The organism is Bacillus sp. PS95, from assembly GCF_037963565.1.
Taxonomy (GTDB): domain Bacteria; phylum Bacillota; class Bacilli; order Bacillales; family Bacillaceae; genus Bacillus; species Bacillus subtilis.
This window is the reverse complement of record NZ_CP150160.1, coordinates 2,039,955-2,059,755: the sequence shown is the minus strand read 5'-3', so window position 1 is coordinate 2,059,755 and position 19,801 is coordinate 2,039,955. Positions and strand designations below refer to the sequence as shown.

11 protein-coding genes and 1 tRNA gene are annotated in these 19,801 nt (G+C 43.7%); 9 read left to right on the top strand and 3 right to left on the bottom strand.

Annotated features, from left to right (window positions below; all coding sequences use genetic code 11):
* The first annotated feature begins 2 nt into the window (after positions 1-2).
* Positions 3-1,484: a glutamate synthase small subunit gene (gene gltD / locus NSQ12_RS10305; RefSeq protein WP_339176620.1), complete on the top strand. Its 1,482-nt coding sequence runs from the start codon at positions 3-5 to the stop codon at positions 1,482-1,484.
* Between the two features lie 56 nt (positions 1,485-1,540).
* Here gltD and NSQ12_RS10300 read toward each other — a convergent pair whose 3' ends face one another.
* Positions 1,541-2,530, bottom strand: a complete 990-nt coding sequence (locus NSQ12_RS10300; RefSeq protein ID WP_014479971.1) for a zinc-binding dehydrogenase — start codon at positions 2,528-2,530, stop codon at positions 1,541-1,543.
* Positions 2,531-2,657: 127 nt separating this feature from the next.
* Here NSQ12_RS10300 and yofA point away from each other — a divergent pair, with 127 nt between their 5' ends.
* Entirely contained in the window at positions 2,658-3,515 is an 858-nt protein-coding gene (yofA, locus tag NSQ12_RS10295; protein WP_014479970.1) for a LysR family transcriptional regulator YofA, read from the top strand.
* Between the two features lie 101 nt (positions 3,516-3,616).
* Here yofA and ggt read toward each other — a convergent pair whose 3' ends face one another.
* Positions 3,617-5,380: a gamma-glutamyltransferase gene (gene ggt / locus NSQ12_RS10290; RefSeq protein ID WP_181217109.1), complete on the bottom strand. Its 1,764-nt coding sequence runs from the start codon at positions 5,378-5,380 to the stop codon at positions 3,617-3,619.
* 184 nt (positions 5,381-5,564) lie between these two features.
* Between ggt and NSQ12_RS10285 the strand changes: the two genes are divergently transcribed.
* From NSQ12_RS10285 to NSQ12_RS10275, 3 genes are all read left to right on the top strand, one after another.
* The gene (locus NSQ12_RS10285) at positions 5,565-5,795 is read left to right on the top strand and encodes an excisionase family DNA-binding protein (protein WP_003231472.1); all 231 of its coding nucleotides are present in this window, start codon (positions 5,565-5,567) and stop codon (positions 5,793-5,795) included.
* Between the two features lie 315 nt (positions 5,796-6,110).
* Positions 6,111-6,656: a site-specific integrase gene (locus tag NSQ12_RS10280; protein ID WP_003231473.1), complete on the top strand. Its 546-nt coding sequence runs from the start codon at positions 6,111-6,113 to the stop codon at positions 6,654-6,656.
* Between the two features lie 52 nt (positions 6,657-6,708).
* A tRNA-Arg gene (locus NSQ12_RS10275) sits at positions 6,709-6,781 on the top strand.
* 93 nt (positions 6,782-6,874) lie between these two features.
* Here NSQ12_RS10275 and iseA read toward each other — a convergent pair.
* The gene (iseA, locus tag NSQ12_RS10270; RefSeq protein WP_004399558.1) at positions 6,875-7,420 is read right to left on the bottom strand and encodes a DL-endopeptidase inhibitor IseA; all 546 of its coding nucleotides are present in this window, start codon (positions 7,418-7,420) and stop codon (positions 6,875-6,877) included.
* 285 nt (positions 7,421-7,705) lie between these two features.
* Between iseA and NSQ12_RS10265 the strand changes: the two genes are divergently transcribed.
* From NSQ12_RS10265 to ppsA, 4 genes are all read left to right on the top strand, one after another.
* Positions 7,706-9,097, top strand: a complete 1,392-nt coding sequence (locus tag NSQ12_RS10265; RefSeq protein WP_038427746.1) for an MATE family efflux transporter — start codon at positions 7,706-7,708, stop codon at positions 9,095-9,097.
* Positions 9,098-9,230: 133 nt separating this feature from the next.
* Positions 9,231-10,208 carry an aldose 1-epimerase gene (gene galM, locus NSQ12_RS10260; RefSeq protein WP_339176616.1) on the top strand — a complete coding sequence of 326 codons (978 nt, stop codon included), beginning with the start codon at positions 9,231-9,233 and terminating at the stop codon, positions 10,206-10,208.
* Positions 10,209-10,241: 33 nt separating this feature from the next.
* Entirely contained in the window at positions 10,242-11,717 is a 1,476-nt protein-coding gene (gene dacB, locus NSQ12_RS10255; protein WP_339176614.1) for a D-alanyl-D-alanine carboxypeptidase/D-alanyl-D-alanine-endopeptidase, read from the top strand.
* Between the two features lie 381 nt (positions 11,718-12,098).
* Positions 12,099-19,784 (top strand): plipastatin non-ribosomal peptide synthetase PpsA, encoded by a 7,686-nt coding sequence (gene ppsA / locus NSQ12_RS10250; RefSeq protein WP_339176612.1) that lies wholly within the window; start codon positions 12,099-12,101, stop codon positions 19,782-19,784.
* The last annotated feature ends 17 nt before the right edge of the window (positions 19,785-19,801 follow it).

The window sequence follows — 19,801 nt, the reverse complement described above, 5'->3', positions numbered from 1 at the left end:
ACATGGGGAAACCAACTGGATTTATGGAGATCAAAAGAGAAAAACCTGCGGAGCGGGACCCTCTCACTCGCTTAAAGGATTGGAAAGAATATTCTGCTCCTTTTTCAGAAGAAGCATCGAAACGGCAAGGGGCGCGGTGCATGGATTGCGGTACACCGTTTTGCCAGATCGGTGCGGACATTAACGGATTTACATCCGGCTGTCCGATTTACAACTTAATTCCTGAATGGAATGATCTTGTCTACCGGGGCAGATGGAAGGAAGCATTGGAACGTCTGTTGAAAACAAACAACTTTCCTGAATTCACAGGGCGGGTATGTCCCGCTCCTTGTGAAGGATCATGCACTTTAGCGATTTCAGACCCGGCCGTATCAATTAAAAACATCGAGCGGACCATTATCGATAAAGGATTTGAGAACGGCTGGATTCAACCTAGAATTCCAAAAAAACGAACAGGCAAAAAAGTTGCTATCGTCGGGTCGGGCCCAGCCGGACTGGCGAGTGCTGACCAGCTGAATCAAGCGGGGCATTCTGTCACTGTTTTTGAGCGCTCAGACAGAGCGGGCGGCCTTTTAACATACGGCATTCCAAACATGAAGCTTGAGAAGGGCATTGTAGAACGCCGAATTAAATTGCTGACGCAAGAGGGAATTGATTTTGTCACGAACACAGAAATCGGTGTTGACATTACAGCTGATGAGCTAAAGGAGCAATTTGATGCTGTGGTCTTATGCACAGGCGCTCAAAAACAGCGGGACCTCTTAATTGAAGGACGCGACTCAAAAGGAGTCCATTACGCAATGGACTACCTCACACTTGCAACAAAAAGCTATTTAGATTCTAATTTTAAAGACAAGCAATTCATTGATGCCAAAGGGAAAGATATCATCGTAATCGGAGGCGGAGATACAGGAGCTGACTGTGTGGCTACCGCTCTGCGTCAAAAAGCCAAAAGCGTGCACCAATTCGGCAAACACCCGAAACTTCCGCCAGCCCGCACGAATGACAATATGTGGCCTGAACAGCCACACGTCTTTACGCTTGAATATGCATACGAGGAAGCAGAAGCAAAATTCGGAAGAGATCCGAGAGAATACTCCATTCAAACGACAAAAATGGTCGCGGATAAAAACGGAAAGCTGAAAGAGCTTCATACCATCCAAATGGAAAAAGTGAAAAATGAGCATGGAAAATACGAGTTCCGCGAGCTGCCTGGAACGGAAAAAGTATGGCCTGCTCAGCTTGTCTTTATCGCTATCGGCTTTGAAGGCACAGAACAGCCGCTGTTGAAACAGTTCGGTGTTGATTCAGTAAATAACAAAATCAGTGCAGCATATGGGGATTATCAAACAAATATCGATGGTGTATTCGCCGCAGGGGATGCAAGAAGAGGGCAAAGCTTAATCGTATGGGCGATTAATGAAGGCCGTGAAGTGGCGCGTGAAGTGGATCGATATTTGATGGGGAGTTCAGTTCTTCCGTAAATAAAGGGGATTATCATATAAGAGAAACCGGTCTGGCTGCCAGCCGGTTTCTTTTTTTATTCCATTACGATCCCGATGTTTCCAAACTGTCTGCCTTCCTGCATTCTTTTATATGCTTCACATGCTTTTTCTAAAGGATATATCCGGTCAATTACAGGCCGCAGCTTATGTTTGTCAATGAAAGCGAGCATAGCTTGAAATTCCTCACCGCTTCCCATCGAGGTTCCCAAAACATTGACCTGAGGAAAGAATAGAGAACGCACCGGAAAACTGAGATTATCCCCTGAGCTTGCCCCAAAGCTGACAATACGGCCATTTGGTTTTACATGGCGGAAGTATTCCGAAAAGAGGGCAGGTCCTATGCTGTCAAGAACAACATCCGCCTTTTTTCCCTGCAACTGCTCATCCCAATTGCTGTAGCTGTCAAATGCGTAATCAGCACCTAATTTCAGCGCCTTTTTTCTTTTCTCCTCACTGCGGGAGGTCACGCTTACTGTTGCCCCAATCGCCTTAGCCATAAATAAAGCGTAGGTTGCTACACCGCTGCCGATGCCGGGTATCAATAGATGCTCGCCTTTTTTTAATTGCCCCTTTGTAAACAGAGCCCGATATGCAGTTAAAGCGGATAAAGGTAAAACGCCCGCTTCTTCCCAAGATAAATAAGCAGGTTTTTTGATTGCATTTTGTGAAGGAATGATCACATATTCAGCAAGTGTTCCGTCCGAAGGACCTCCCAGAATCTCAGGTACAGGTGGAACATTTTCTGTCAAATCCCAGTTCAATGTCGGGAAAATGACTACTTCTGTCTGAACAGTAACATTTTTCACGCCTTCACCAATCTCTTCGATGATACCCGCGCCGTCAGAACCCAGTATCATGTGAGGATCTTGTTCAGATTTGTTTTTCATAAGAAACAAGTCACGATGATTCAGGCCTGCAGATTTTAATTTAACCTTTACCTCTCCGTATCCAGGCTTTGTTGATGGAACGTCCTGAACTGATAACCCCAGAAGACCGGCTTTTCCGTTGTGAATTACAGCTTTCATGCTGTCTGCCTCCTCATTAATTGTATTTTCATATCTTTACATATTTTACATAGCGGTTTTCTTCGAGTAAAATGAACAAATATGATAGCCAATATCACTTTTCATCATAGCAAGCAGGTGAGAGCGCGTGGAAAGCGGAGATTTAAAGATTTTTCAGGCTGTTGCTCGCGAAGGAAGCATAACGAAAGCAGCCCAAATGCTGAATTATGTTCAGTCGAATGTGACAGCCAGAGTGCATAACCTTGAGGAAGATTTGAATATCAGGCTTTTTCATCGAACGAATCGGGGAATGAAGCTGACTGCTGCAGGAGAAAATCTTTTACAATATGCAGATCAAGTATTATCGCTGTTAGACCAAGCTGAAAAATCGACCCGAATGAGCAGGCAACCAAAAGGGCCTTTGCGGATCGGATCACTGGAAACAATGGCGGTAACGCATCTGCCTGAGCATGCAGCATCCTTCCTCAGGCGTTTTCCTGAAGTGGATTTATCAGTGAACACAGCTGATACGCATCATTTGATTCAACAGGTTCTTGATCATAAAGTTGATGGCGCTTTTGTATATGGGCCGGTTGAACACGCTGCAGTTAGACAACTCCATGTCTCCCATGATGAATTAGTTTTGATTTCATCACGAGAAGGGACGGCAGAAGACATGCTTCAGCAGCCGATGCTCTTTTTTGGGGCTGGCTGTTCTCATCGTGACAGGGTCAAAAGATTACTAGAGGAAGCAGGCATACACAATCAAAAAATCATAGAGTTTGGCACATTGGAGGCTATTATAAAAGGTGTTTCCGCCGGGATGGGTACGGCGCTGCTCCCAAAGTCCGCTGTTGACTGCTCCGAGCATCGTACAAATGTATGGATTCATCAGCTGCCACCAGCATATCAAGACTTAGAGATCGTCTTTATATACAGGAAAGACTTTTTTATTACGAGTGCGTTTCAGACATTTCTTGATGAGATTAACGAAATGAAAAGATGAAGATAGACGTGCATTAGCAGAATAAAGACGTTTGTCAGTTTTTATTTTAAAGATGTGTATAAAAAAACTGTACTCATTTGAAGCGAGTACAGTTTTTTTATTTATTTACGTTTTAAATTAATGCCGATCGCCGCTCCGTTTCTGCTTGAATCAGCTACACCTTTAAAGGTGCCGTTTTCATGGTCGATCGATATGCTTTGCACGTTTCCGATATCCACCGGACTTGTGCCGAATTTGTGGCCCATCCCGTTTAGCTTGCTGAGGACATCTTTAGGAATTCCGTCTTCGTAACGGTAAGAGCTCATACTGTTTGTGTAAATTCTCGGCTCTTCAACAGCTGCTTTTAATTCCATACCATATTCAATGTGGTAGAGAATGGTTTGCAAAACGGATGAAATAATTGTAGCCCCGCCAGGAGATCCAACAGTGAGGACAGGCTTGTCATCCTTAAATAAAATCGTCGGGGTCATGCTGCTTAAAGGCCGTTTGTTTGGCTGTACTTCGTTAGCTCCGCCTGGTATCGCATCAAAATCCGTTAATTCATTGTTTAGGATGACACCGTAATCAGGGACCATAATACCCGTTCCAAACAACTGTTCGATTGTTGTTGTATAAGAAACAACATTTCCCCATCGATCAGCAACTGTAAAGTGGGTTGTTTGGCCTTCTACTTTGTCTTTCGGCTGTTCAACTTGTTTATAGTTTGCTGATCCTTCTTGGTATTTCCAAGGGTCACCGGCTTTCGGTTTTTTATTCACTTGATCTAGGTTGATTAATTGCTGGCGTTCTTTAATATAATCGGGGTGAAGCAGGCCTTTGAGAGGAACATTTACAAATTCGGGATCACCTGCATAAGACGCACGGTCGGCATATGACAAATGCATCGTTTCAGCAAGCAGCTGATATTTTTCCCATGAGCGGACATCGTATTGTGAAAGGTTAAAATGATCAAGGATTTTTAGCATTTGCAATAAGAAAATACCGCCGGAGCTTGGAGGAGGAGTAGTAGCGATTTGATAGCCTTGATAGTCTCCCCAAATCGGTTCATCAATTGTAATGTCGTAATTTTCTAAATCTTTTTCTGTCATTGATCCGCCGAAATCCTGGACAGTGTCAGAAAGCGTCTTGGCGAATTTTCCTTTATAAAAAGCGTCAGTGCCTTTGGAGCGAATAAGCTTAAATGTTTTAGCCAAATCCTTTTGAATAAGGGTATCTCCTTCTTTAAGCGGTTCGCCATTTGGTAAAAATACATCTTTTGCGGCAGTCCGTGAAAGTTTTTCCTGATATTCAGAAATGGCATCTGCCAACACCGAATCAATCGGAAAGCCTTTTTCAGCGAGTTTAATAGAAGGGGTAATTAATTGCTTCATCGAACGGGTTCCCCATTTATCCAAGGCTTCTTCCAGCCCTTTCAGAGTGCCTGGAACACCAACGGCAGTACCTTTTGTTACACGTTCAGAGAAAGGAATTGCTTTGCCGTTTTCGTCCAGAAACATATCAGGAGTTGCGCCTGCTGGAGCACGCTCACGGCTGTCGATTATCGTTGTATCCTTCGTTTTTCCGTCATACACCATCATAAAACCGCCGCCGCCAATACCTGACATCATCGGCTCTGTTACATTGAGTGCAAATTGAATGGCAACCGCTGCGTCAATAGCATTTCCTCCTTTTTTCAGCACATCAGCACCGATTTCAGAAGCAAGAGGATGTGCGGTCGCAACCATGCCGTCTTTTCCTACATCTACTTGTTTGTACTCATCGTAGCTTTTGGGCGGTTTTTTAGCTTCCGCGTGAAAAGGGACACTTCCAGCGACTAACAGAACACTAAGCAGAGCTGTTAAACAGACGTTCCACGTTCTTTTCATGTTCTCCCTCCTATATGAAGCTGTATTGTTACAATCTTAGCGTAAAAAAATTACAGCGTTTTCACAAGTGACAAATGGTATATTATATAGTGCATAATGCCGTTTTTCTGTGCAAAATTGATTATATTGATATGAGCCATGTGCTATATTAGAATCAGCATACGGATTAAGAAGGGACTGCTATATGTATTTAACGATTGAAGAAACAGCAGAATATACAAATCTTTCAGAGGATTATATTAAAAGCTTGGTGCTCGAAGGGAAAATCAGAGCCGTTCATGACGGAGAGCAATTTTTGATTTATAAAGAGCAGTTCAAAACGCATCTCGAACAGCTGGAGAATTACAAAGCACTTGTGCAGGAAATATTAAATGAACCAATCCCGGAAGATATTGATGTAAAGGATGAGGATTAGGACACAATTTGAAATTGTGTCTTTTTTTGTATATTTTTGCGGAAGCTCTAGAAAATTAGGAGTGTCAGATTTCGTTTTAAGAGGTTTTTTGATGATTAGTAGGGGGATAAGTATCCAAGAGGTTAAAAGCTTTATAAGAGGCTTTAAAGCTTATTTTATAGGGTGAAGGTTGGAAGAAGCTTTTTTAAAAGCTTATGTAACACTATGTATATTATGTTACATAAATGCCGCCGCACTTTGACATTCAACGTTTTTCAGCTATAATAGTAACATAGACCTCAAAACGTTACATTACGGTTTTTAAGGAGTTTTTTGATGCATATTGTACAGCCGATTCGCAGTCTAGAAAAAATCCAAGAAGTCAAACAGTATTTGCTTAACAAAAACAAGCGGGATTATTTTCTGTTTATTTTCGGCATCAACAGCGCGCTCCGCATTTCTGATATTCTGCCGTTGCAAGTGAAGGACGTTCAAAATAAAGATCATTTATGGGCGACTGAAAGCAAAACGAAAAAGAAAAGAAAGATTCTTATTTTAGAATCGCTGAAACAGGAAATATACGAGTATACGAAAGACATGAAGGAAAACGAATATCTTTTTAAATCAGTGCGGACCAGGAAGCCGATTTCCCGCATACAGGCCTACAGAATTTTAAGAGAGGCCGCTGCGGCGTGCGGACTTGAGGAGATAGGAACGCATACACTCCGGAAAACGTTTGGCTATCATTTTTATCAGCGAACGAAAGACATCGCCGAGCTGCAGAGAATACTGAATCATTCATCACCATCAATTACAATGCGGTATATCGGTATTGATGAAGATACGACAAGAGCCGCATATAAGGTTTTTGGAGGGCTTTAATACAAATCGCTTGAAAATATTGATCATCAGAGCTACTATATAAATACCAAAAGCTCTAGTAGCACAGCGGATAGTGCAGCAGTTTCCTAAACTGCAGGTCGGGAGTTCGAATCTCTCCTAGAGCGTTATATTCACAAAAAGACAACAGGCACTTTTCGCCTGTTGTCTTTCTTTATGCAGACCAAATAAAAAACGCCCGCTTATACCGGGCGTTATTCTTATATAACTGCGTCAAATTGATTGACTTTCCATTTTTTATTTTCTTTCACAAATGTCACTTTCCGTTTTGCAGAAGGGGATCCGTCTAATGTAGGGACGGTAAATTCGTATGTGATTGTGCTGCCTTTTTTAGAGATCAGTTTAGCAGTTGATTTTTTCCAATTCAAAAGATTGTCTCCGTCACCGATTGGAACAGCAAGTTTTCCTTTTGAAACAGTGAAATGATAATCTTTAAAGCCTTTTTCGATTGCTGTTTTTGTAAAAATAGGAGTTAAATAATTCACCGCTTTTGCTTTAGTGCCTAGATCACTGCACATGTATACATATTGAAGATTTTGATACTCGAATGTGCCTGATGGGCAAACTGCTTTTTTCACCTTCGGATTGTGGCCGCTCATGGTGTTCCAAAAATGTTCTCTAGCGGATAATGCCAACTGTAATGCTTGTTTTTGTGATAAATCGCCTGATGTATTTTTCGCAAATGCATTTGTGCTTAATGACAGAATAAGTGCAATGGTTGTTAGAAATAGAAGACATTTTTTCATTATCGCTCTCTCCTTCAAAATCTCTTTCTCTTATGTTACAAATGTTACAATAATTACGGATAGATTACAATACTTTTGCGTAAATTATTTTTTATTCTTTTACTCACAAAAAATACGCCATTACTTGCTAGTTTATTCTTCATAAGCTAAAAAGATGTGTAAAATTAGAAGAATCGGGAAGGGTTTCATATGTGCAGTGATGAATAATAACATGTTACATATCCTGTTTTTGTCAAAAAATGAGGGCATGTTTAAAAACGATTTCAAATAAAGGAGTCCTTTAATATGGAAACATCACAAGAACCTCTTGTAACTCAAAAGAAAAGCAAACCATCAGTTTGGCGGTCGATGTCACTCTTTTTAGTGCCGCTTCTGCTGAGCAATGTGCTGCAATCAGTCGGCCAGCTAGTCGGGATGATGGCTGTAGGCAGATGGCTCGGTGTTGATGCAGTGGCAGCTGTATCATCCTTTTTCCCGTTATTTTTTCTTTTAATCTCATTTACGATTGGGATCGGTTCAGGAAGTTCGATTCTGATCGGACAAGCTTACGGAGCGAAAAATGAGGAACGGCTAAAGGCTGTTGTCGGGACGACACTCACGTTTACATTTTTATTAGGCGTTGTGTTAGCCGTTATCGGCAGTATTTTCACCCTGGATATCCTTCGTTTAATGGGAACACCTGAAAATGTCATTCATGTCAGCGCTAACTATGCACGTATTTTATTTTATGCTATGCCGTTTATGTTTTTATATTTTGCATATACTACCTTTTTGCGCGGAACAGGAGATTCCAAGACACCGTTTTATACGCTGATTGTGAGCACGGTCATCAACATCGCGCTTTTGCCTGTTTTAATCCTTGGCATGTTTGGTTTTCCGAAACTGGGCATATACGGCTCGGCATATGCAACTGTCATTTCCACGATTGCGACTTTTCTCGTGTTAATGGTGTATTTACGAAAGCGAAAACACCCGCTGCAATTTGATAAAACAGTGCGTCGTTATTTGAAAATGGATAAGGAACTGCTGGTTCTCCTGCTGCGTCTTGGGGTCCCAGCAAGCATCAATATGATTCTTGTCTCATTATCAGAGATAGCGGTTATTTCATTCGTCAATCATTACGGCTCTAATGCAACAGCTGCATACGGAGTGGTCAACCAGGTGGCCAGCTATGTACAGATGCCGGCCGTCAGCCTTGGTATTGCGGTTTCTATTTTCGCTGCGCAATCGATCGGAGCAAACGAGTTTGACCGCTTAAAGCAGGTCATTCGCGTTGGGATTTGGCTGAATTATATCATTGGCGGCGTACTGATCATTCTGATCTATGTTTTTTCACATCAGATTTTATCGTTATTTTTAACCGAGCAAGAGACGCTTTACATTGCGCACCGTCTTTTGATGATTACACTGTGGAGCTATTTGCTGTTTGGAAATGCCCAAATTATTTCTGCAACGATGCGGGCAGGCGGAACGGTTTTATGGCCGACCGTCATCAGTATTTTTGCAATCTGGGGAGTAGAGGTGCCTGTCGCTTTCGTCCTTTCTCACTATACAAAGCTTGAAATACTCGGCGTCTGGGTTGGTTATCCAGCTGCGTTTGCCGTCAGCTTGCTGTTGATTTATGGGTATTATCAATTCGTCTGGAAAAAGAAACAAATCACACGTCTCATCCAATAGCCTCCGAATCACACCGTTCATAAGTTTGAACGGTGTTTTTTTATTTGATAGGGGAAAATATAAAATGGAGGAAATATGGTACAGTACATTGAATTCTTATACTAGCAATGAATCAAGGAGAGGTTGAGTAAACATGGCAAACTTTATTGAGAAAATCACGTATTTGGGAACGCCGGCCATCAAAGCGGGCAACGAACATCTAGAAATGATTGTTGTCCCTGAGTGGGGGAGCAACGTCATTTCTCTCGTGGACAAAACAACAAATGTCCAGCTTTTGCGTGAACCGGAAACAGCAGAAAGTTTTCACGACACACCAACATTGTATGGCATTCCAATCCTGTTCCCGCCTAACCGCATAAGTGACGGTACATTCAGTTTCCGGGGCAGAACGTATCATTTTGATATCAACGAGAAGGATAAACACAACCATCTTCACGGGTTTCTTTACCATGAAAAGTGGAATGTCGTGACCACGAAGCAAACTGATGAAGGAGTGATTGTTGAAACAGAAATTGATCTTTCTGAGCTTCCCCATGTGCAGAAGCAATTTCCTCATCATGCCGTCGTTCGGATGACATACACGATCAAGGAGAATACCCTATTTAAACATGCGACGGTCATGAACAAAGGAAAGGAAGCGTTTCCTTGGGGAATTGGTTATCATACTACATTTATATTTCCGGCAGAAAACTCGTTATTCTCCCTGACAGCAGATCAGCAATGGGAGTTGGATGAACGCCTGCTGCCGACCGGGAAGCTGATGGATGTCCCGTATAAAGAAGCTTTGCATGAAGGAATGGATTTGCGCCACAAGCAGCTGGATGATGTCTTTTTATCTTCTTATCAGAAGAGGGGCGGAGAAAACCAGGCAGTCATTTATCATCAGCATGCACATATCAGCATTATTTATAAGGCAGATGAACAGTTTAACCATTGGGTTGTATACAATGCGGACGGAAAACAAGGGTATTTATGCCCTGAACCTTACACATGGGTGACAAACGCAGTGAATCTTGATTTACCTTCGTCAATCACTGGTTTACAAGTGCTGGAGCCGGGAGAAGAAACGACAGCTAAAAGCAGTATCACCATTGAACTGAATCATCAATAGCTAATGATGAAGCGCAGAGAGGCGGGGAAATTAATGAAAAAAAGCATAAAGCTTTATGTTGCTGTTTTACTGCTTTTCGTCGTTGCTTCGGTGCCTTATATGCATCAGGCTGCGCTTGCCGCTGAAAAACAAGATGCACTTTCCGGGCAGATCGATAAGATTTTAGCTGATCATCCTGCCCTCGAAGGCGCAATGGCCGGCATCACCGTTCGCTCTGCGGAAACAGGTGCTGTTCTATATGAACATTCAGGAGACACCCGAATGAGGCCTGCCTCTTCTCTAAAGCTTTTGACAGCAGCCGCGGCACTTTCTGTCCTTGGCGAGAACTATTCTTTTACAACCGAGGTCCGGACGGATGGAACACTGAAAGGGAAAAAGCTGAATGGTAACCTTTATTTGAAAGGCAAAGGCGATCCGACACTTTTACCATCTGATTTTGACAAAATGGCTGAGAAATTGAAACATTCCGGCGTAAAAGTAATTAAAGGCAATCTGATCGGTGATGATACGTGGCATGATGACATGCGATTATCACCTGATATGCCTTGGAGCGATGAATACACATATTATGGCGCGCCAATCTCCGCTCTAACAGCGTCTCCGAATGAAGACTATGATGCAGGCACTGTGATTGTTGAGGTCACCCCAAATCAAAAAGAAGGGGAAGAGCCTGCCGTGTCTGTCTCTCCGAAAACCGATTATATAACGATAAAGAACGATGCTAAAACGACTGCTGCCGGTTCAGAGAAAGACCTCACAATCGAAAGAGAACATGGAACAAACACGATTACAATTGAAGGGAGCGTACCGGTTGACGCAAACAAGACAAAGGAATGGATTTCTGTCTGGGAGCCTGCCGGATATGCCTTAGATTTATTTAAGCAGTCACTAAAAAAACAAGGTATTACTGTGAAAGGGGACATCAAGATGGGTGAAGCACCTAGTTCTTCAGATGTGCTGCTCTCTCATCGCTCAATGCCTTTATCGAAACTTTTTGTGCCGTTCATGAAATTAAGTAATAACGGACATGCCGAAGTGCTCGTAAAAGAGATGGGGAAAGTGAAAAAAGGAGAAGGGAGCTGGGAAAAGGGGCTCGAAGTGTTAAACAGTACGCTTCCGGAATTTGGTGTTGATTCTAAATCACTCGTCTTAAGGGACGGATCAGGAATCTCACATATTGATGCTGTATCCTCAGATCAACTTTCACAGCTGTTATATGACATTCAGGATCAGAGTTGGTTCTCGGCTTATCTAAATTCTTTACCTGTTGCGGGCAATCCTGACAGAATGGTGGGCGGAACGCTGAGAAACCGCATGAAAGACACTCCTGCACAAGGAAAAGTAAGAGCAAAAACCGGATCGCTCAGTACGGTAAGCTCTCTATCGGGGTACGCAGAAACAAAGAGCGGAAAAAAACTTGTTTTCTCTATTCTTCTAAATGGATTGATTGATGAAGAGGATGGAAAAGATATTGAGGATCAAATCGCTGTCATTTTGGCAAATCAATAATAGCGGCAGACCTGTTTTCCAAGAGAAAACAGGTTTTTTTATGTCTGTAATAACGCTTTGTCGAACCTTCCAACAATTAGAAGAATGATGCACAAAAGAAAATTAGTCCGATTAAAAAGTAGTGTATAAGACCTTATGTAAAACAATACTTTTATCACTTTATATCCGGAAATTTGATAAAAAAAGAAACGAAAAATAAAGAAATAATACTATATTCAAAAAAATGTTATAAAAATTTAATGTTTTTTATTGTACTTTAAAAAATATCCGTTAATATAGTGCATATATGGATTATATAGTCATATAATTTCTTTTATTGTCATTTTTCTGCTTTTTTCTACATTTTCTTATCCTCTTATTATGAGAACTGGAGGGAATCCGTTGAGCGAACATACTTATTCTTTAACCCATGCCCAAAGGAGAGTGTGGTTTACCGAACTGCTGGAGCCAGATACCAGCATTTGCAATCTCACAGCCTGTGTGAAATTTAAAGGCAATATTGAGCTTGATACTCTGGAGGGAGCACTGAATCATTCCATCTCCCGCAACGACGCCATTAGATTTCAGCTGTTAGAAGGAGAAGAGCTTGAGCCGCGATTGCTCCTTACTGAATATAAATATTATCCACTTAGAATAATTGATTTTTCAAATGTTGAAATGATAGAAATAGAGCAATGGATTCAGGATCAAGCGAGCATTCCATTTAAACTGTTCAACTCGCCTCTTTATCAATTTTACCTCCTTAGAATTGACTCTCATGAAGTTTGGCTATTTGCGAAATTCCATCATATCATAATGGATGGAATCTCTTTAAATGTGATGGGAAATCAAATTATAGATCTTTATCAAAAAATGAAAAAGAAAGATCCTTTACCTGATCAGCCGGAACCTTCTTACTTGAGCTACATCGAAAAAGAGAGTCAATATCTACAATCTCCACGGTTTGCAAAGGACCGTTTATTTTGGACACAAACCTTTGAGCACCCGTTGGAATACCACTCGTTAGCCGACCAGACGTCCTTACAAAAACAGAGCACATCTGCATCCAGAGACACCATCATTCTTTCACCTGATCTAGAGCAAACGATTCGAATCTTCTGCGAAGAACACAAGATCAATATCATTTCCTTATTTATGGCTTCATTTTACATATGCATCAGCCGAATCACTTCTAAAAAAGATCTTGCCATTGGCACCTACTATGGCAACAGAGGTTCAAAGGCTGAAAAAGAAATGCTCGGCATGTTCGTTAGTTCCCTTCCAATCAGAATAACGGTTGATCCTGACACAGATTTTCTTTCCTTTGTCCGCACAATAGGCAGGGAACAGCTTTCTGTTATGCGTCATCAACGGTTTCCTTATAATTTGCTTGTAAATGAATTAAGAAATGAACAGAAGGATTTACACAACCTTATCGGTATATCTATGCAGTATCAGCCACTTCAGTGGCACAATGCAGATGATTTTGACTATGAAACAGCGCTTTATTTCAGCGGATACACTGCGAATGAGCTTTCAGTTCAAATACAAGAACGGATAGACAATGGAACCATTCAATTAAATTTCGACTATCAAAATACCTTGTTTTCTCTTGAGGATATTAAACGAATACAATCTCATTTGCTTACCATACTGGAAAACGCCCTTCAACATCCGCACAGCTTTATAAGAGAATTAGATATGACGAATACAAGAGAAAAGCAAAAATTGTTGTATGAGTTTAACAAGACGGAAGCTGTTTCGCCTAAAGCTTTCACCCTGCATGGGCTGTTTGAGCAACAGGCAGCTTCCACACCGGAGCGGCTGGCCATTCGCTTTTCAGGCGGTTCGCTGACATACGCTGAGCTTGATATGTACGCCAGCCGACTGGCTGCGCACCTTGCGGCACGCGGCGTCACAAACGAAAGTATCGTCGGTGTCCTGTCTGAACGCTCACCTGACATGCTGATCGCTGTCCTTGCTGTATTGAAGGCCGGAGGGGCGTATTTGCCGCTTGATCCTGCGTATCCAAAGGAGCGGCTGAGCTACATGCTGAAAGACAGCGGGGCATCACTCTTGCTGACGCAGCCGGGATGCTCCGCACCAAACTTTTCTGGCGAAACGCTTGAAGTGGACATGACATCTCTTGAGCGTGAAGAAGTAAAACGTTATGTGTCTGCTTCTGTTAGCGACGGATCTCTCGCCTATGTCATTTATACGTCGGGGTCCACCGGACAGCCGAAAGGAGTGGCCGTTGAGCACCGCCAGGCTGTTTCTTTTCTGACCGGCATGCAGCACCAGTTTCCGCTTTCGGAAGATGACATTGTCATGGTGAAAACCTCTTTTTCCTTTGATGCGTCTGTGTGGCAGCTGTTTTGGTGGACTCTTTCCGGTGCTTCGGCGTATCTGCTTCCGCCCGGTTGGGAAAAAGACCCCGCGTTGATCGTACAAGCCATTCATCAGGAAAACGTGACAACGGCTCATTTTATTCCGGCTATGCTGAACAGCTTTCTAGATCAAGCGGAAATGTTAGCGCTCGGTGACGGGACAAACCTAAAGCGTGTATTCGCCGGAGGTGAACCGCTTGCGCCGCGTACGGCAGCCCGTTTTGCTTCTGTATTGCCGCAGGTATCATTAATCCATGGTTACGGGCCGACAGAAGCAACGGTAGACGCGGCATTTTACGTGTTGGACCCAGAACGGGACAGGGACCGTTTGCGGATTCCGATTGGGAAGCCCGTACCCGGTGCGCGTTTGTATGTTTTAGATCCGCATTTAGCCGTACAGCCTTCTGGTGTCGCCGGCGAACTGTACATTGCCGGAGCGGGTGTTGCCAGAGGTTATTTGAATCGGCCGGCATTAACGGAGGAGCGTTTTCTAGAAGACCCGTTTTACCCGGGGGAACGCATGTACAAAACAGGGGATGTGGCGCGCTGGCTCCCTGACGGGAATATTGAATTCCTCGGGCGCACGGATGATCAGGTGAAAATCCGCGGCTACCGGATTGAGCCGAGAGAAATTGAAGCGGCACTAAGAAATATAGAAGGTGTAAGAGAGGCGGCCGTTACCGTACGGACAGACAGCGGGGAGCCGGAATTATGCGCTTATGTAGAAGGGCTCCAAAGAAACGAAATCCGAGCGCAGCTTGAGAGACTGTTGCCGGGCTACATGGTCCCAGCCTATATGATAGAGATGGAACAGTGGCCGGTTACACCAAGCGGAAAGCTCGACCGAAACGCCCTGCCAGCTCCTAGCGGAGCGGCAGATGCGGAGACCTACACGGCGCCGAGAAACGTGACTGAGATGAAACTTTCTCAGCTATGGGAGGACGTGCTGAAAAATGGCCCTGTCGGGATTCACGACAACTTTTTTGACCGCGGGGGACATTCCTTAAAAGCAACGGCGCTTGTCTCACGGATCGCCAAAGAATTCGATGTACAGGTGCCGCTAAAAGATGTGTTTGCCCATCCAACAGTAGAAGGGCTGGCTGCCGTTATCCGTGAAGGAACGGACAGTCCATATGAAGCGATTAAGCCCGCTGAAAAACAGGAAACCTATCCGGTTTCCTCTGCCCAAAAGCGGATTTATGTCCTTCAGCAGCTGGAAGACGGAGGGACAGGCTACAATATGCCGGCTGTGTTAGAGCTCGAAGGGAAGCTCAACCCTGAAAGGATGGACAGAGCTTTCCAAGAGCTGATCAAGCGCCACGAGTCGCTTCGTACCTCCTTCGAACAGGACGCAGGAGGCGATCCGGTGCAGCGCATCCATGACGAGGTGCCGTTTACGTTACAGACTACAGTTCTCGGCGAACGAACCGAACAGGAGGCCGCAGCCGCATTTATCAAACCGTTTGATCTCAGCCAAGCGCCGCTGTTCCGTGCCCAAATCGTAAAGGTATCAGATGAGCGGCACCTGTTGCTGGTTGATATGCATCACATCATTTCAGACGGTGTTTCCGTCAACATTCTGATTCGGGAATTCGGCGAGCTGTACAATAATCGGAAGCTTCCGGCACTGCGCATTCAATATAAAGATTATGCCGTATGGCAAGAAGGATTTAAAACAGGAGATGCGTACAAAACGCAGGAGGCGTACTGGCTGAAGCAGCTCGAGGGCGAGCTGCCTGTGCTGGATCTTCCGGCTGATCATGCCCGCCCGCCGGTGCGAAGCTTCGCGGGTGACAAGGTCTCATTTACGCTGGAACCAGAGGTTGCATCAGGCCTTCACAAGCTGGCACGAGAAAACGGAAGCACACTGTACATGGTGCTCCTTGCGGCTTACACCACGTTCTTGTCACGCTTAAGCGGACAGGAGGATATCATCGTCGGCTCGCCAATTGCCGGCCGTCCGCACAAGGATCTTGAGCCGATACTCGGCATGTTTGTGAACACGCTGGCGCTTCGGACGCGCCCGGAGGGCGGGAAGCCATTCGTACAGTATTTGCAGGAAGTGCGTGAGACAGCATTGGAAGCCTTTGAGCACCAAGATTACCCGTTCGAAGAGCTTGTCGATAAGCTTGAATTGACACGAGATATGAGCCGGAACCCAGTGTTTGATGCGATGTTTATCCTTCAAAATGTGGAAAAACAGGACATAGATCTGAGAGAAATAAAAGTCCGGCCTGCCAATTTCGCACATTACATTTCTTTATTTGATATCACATTAATAGCTACGGAAGTAAGTGGATCTATTTGCTGCGAAATGGAATTTAGTACAGAAGTATTCCTAAAAGCTACGATTGAACGGTGGGCTGATCATTTTATCCAATTTCTGCATGCGGCACTTTCAACCCCTGAAACAAGCCTTGCACAAATAAACATACTTAGTGATAAAGAAAAACAAAAAATAGTCTTTGAATTTAACAAAACTCAGGTTGAATTTGCTCAAAAAGATGTTCCTTTTCATCGCATATTTGAAGCGAAAGCTGAAGAAATTCCAGAACATATAGCTGTTATTGATAACGAAACAGAGATTAGCTATCGGCTTCTAAATGAAAGAGCCAATCGTCTGGCACGAACATTGCAAAACAGAAAAGGACCGAAGCCAACTGTGGCTGTTTTAGCCAAGCGGTCCATTGATGCAATTGTTGGAGTGCTGGCAGTGATGAAAGCTGGCGGAGTGTATATCCCAATCGATTCATATTATCCAAAAGCCCGTATTGAATATATTCTTCGTGATAGCGGGGCAGATATTCTACTTTCACAGCAGGAATTGAAGCATTTGATTTCAAACTTGCCTGAATCTGAGATGTCTCATATCTGCCTTGACGATGAAAGCACTTATGAAGAAAGTAACTGCAACCTTAACTTATCTCCTGCTCCTGAAGAGCCGGTATATATCATTTATACGTCAGGAACGACGGGTGCGCCTAAAGGTGTTATTGTCACCCATCAGAACTTTACTCATGCTGCTCTTGCTTGGCGTCAAATTTATGAACTGGATCGGAAGCCTGTCAGACTGCTTCAAATCGCGAGCTTTTCATTCGATGTCTTCTCAGGAGATTTGGCGAGAACATTGACCAACGGCGGGACTCTAATCGTTTGCCCAGATGAAACACGGCTGGAACCTGCTGAAATATATAAAATCATGAACTCTCAGAGAATCACGGTGATGGAGTCGACACCGGCTCTCATTATCCCGGTGATGGAGTATGTATACCGTAACCAGTTCAAGCTTCCTGACTTAGACATGCTGATCCTTGGTTCCGACATGGTGAAAGCTCAAGATTTCAAAACATTGACAGATCGCTTTGGCCAAAGCATGCGCATCATTAATAGCTATGGTGTCACAGAGGCAACCATTGATTCGAGTTTCTATGAAACCAGTATGGGTGGAGAGTGTACGGGAGATAACGTACCAATCGGCAGCCCGCTGCCGAATGTACACATGTACGTACTCAGCCAGACTGATCAAATTCAGCCGATCGGTGTTGCCGGCGAGCTGTGCATCGGCGGGGCAGGTGTTGCGAAAGGCTATCATCATAAACCTGACTTAACGCAAATGAAATTTACAGAAAATCCATTTGTCTCTGGAGAAAGGCTGTACAGAACCGGTGATCGAGCATGCTGGCTTCCAAACGGAACGATCCGGCTTCTTGGCCGAATGGATTATCAAGTAAAGATAAATGGATACAGAATTGAAACAGAAGAAATTGAAAGTGTTCTGCTTCAAACTGGGCTTGTCAGAGAAGCTGCTGTTGCCGTTCAGCATGATAAGAATGGACAGGCTGGTTTGGCTGCATATATTGTGCCTTCAGACGTCAATACGAATGCTCTCCGTGCTGCTTTAACAAAGGAGCTGCCAGCGTATATGATTCCTGCACATCTGATTCCTTTAGAAAACATGCCGCTGACCCTAAACGGAAAGCTGGACAGAAATGCCTTGCCGGCTCCAAATAATGTGTTATCGCGTCCATATACCGCACCAGTTAACGACATGCAAAAAACGATGGCGTATATATGGGAAGATGTACTGAGCATGTCACGAGTCGGCATTCACGATTCCTTTTTTGAGCTTGGCGGAGACTCAATTAAAGCATTACAAGTGGCAGCACGTCTGGCAGCTGAAGGCTGGAGCATGACAATACGCGACTTATTCCGTTATTCAACGATTCAGGAACTATGCGGACATATCACACCATTGGCATCTCAAGCGGACCAGGGACCTGCGGAAGGTGAAGCTGAACTCACCCCGATTCAGCGAAGATTTTTCGGACAGGTACATGCTTTTCACTATCATTACAACCAGTCCGTCATGCTTTTCAGTGAAAAAGGATTCAATGCTAACGCGCTTCATCTAGCGCTGCGTAAAATAATCGAGCATCATGATGCCATTCGCATGATTTTCCAACGTGACCAAAACGGCCATGTCATTCAGTTTAATCGCGGAATCAATCACAAGGATCATGAACTGTTTGGCCTTTATATTTCAGATTGGACAAAAGCATTGCTGGAAAGGGCTCATCTTGATGAAAAACTTGCCGCTGAGGAAACCGTCATTCAAAGCAAAATGAATGTAGAAAAAGGGCCTTTGCTGCAAGCAGGTTTGTTTAAAACGGCAGAAGGGGATCATTTGCTGATTGCACTTCATCATCTTGTGATAGATGGCGTTTCTTGGAGAATTCTGCTTGAAGATTTAGCTGCAGCATATCAACAGGCTTTAGAAAAGAAAGAAATCCAATTACCGCCAAAAACGGATTCTTATTTATCCTACGCCGATGGTCTTACCCAAATAGCTGAAAGTAAACAATTGCTTTCAGAGAAAACGTATTGGCAAACGATTTTAGACGCTCACACTGCTTTTCTTCCTAAGGACATAGAAAATGTGCCGGACAGACTCCAAATGAACAGCGACGCAGCAGCGTTTGTACTATCCGGGGACTGGACTGAAAAATTGCTGTTTGAAACCCAGCAAGCCTATGGTACTGATGCCAACGAACTTTTGCTTACGGCTTTAGGAATGGCGCTTTCTGAATGGACTGGGCATGACCAAGTCGTGATCAGCACTGAGGGACACGGTAGAGAAGGGCATGTGCCAAACATTGATATTTCAAGGACCGTTGGATGGTTTACTTCCATTTATCCTATTCTGCTAGACATGGGTATTCCCGAGCCTTTCGAGGATCAGCTCGCATACCGAATTAAGACGACAAAAGATATGCTGAGAAGAGTACCGAACAAAGGAACTGGATACGGATTGTTAACACACATAGGAGAACTGCGGCATAAAGAGCCTGAGGTCAGCTTTAATTATCTCGGTCAATTTAGCGAAGAGAAAGAAGCTGATACGTTTCAATTATCATATTACCAGCCCCGTTACGAAATAGCGGGTGAGAGAGAACGAGAGTATGAGCTAGACATCAATGCTCTCATTACGGACGGACGGCTTCAAGTAAAAGCGGTATACACCCAGGCGTTCAGCAAACACTCAATTGAGTGCTTTATGGATCGTTTTCACAGGCATCTTATCGAGACGATTGAGCATTGTTCGCAGAAAAAAGCACGCGAAAAAACATTGAGCGATTTCAGCAATAAGGAATTAACGTTGTCTGCATTATCTAGCATCGAAGATCTCGTGAAAGATCTTTAACTTTTGAAAAGGTGTGT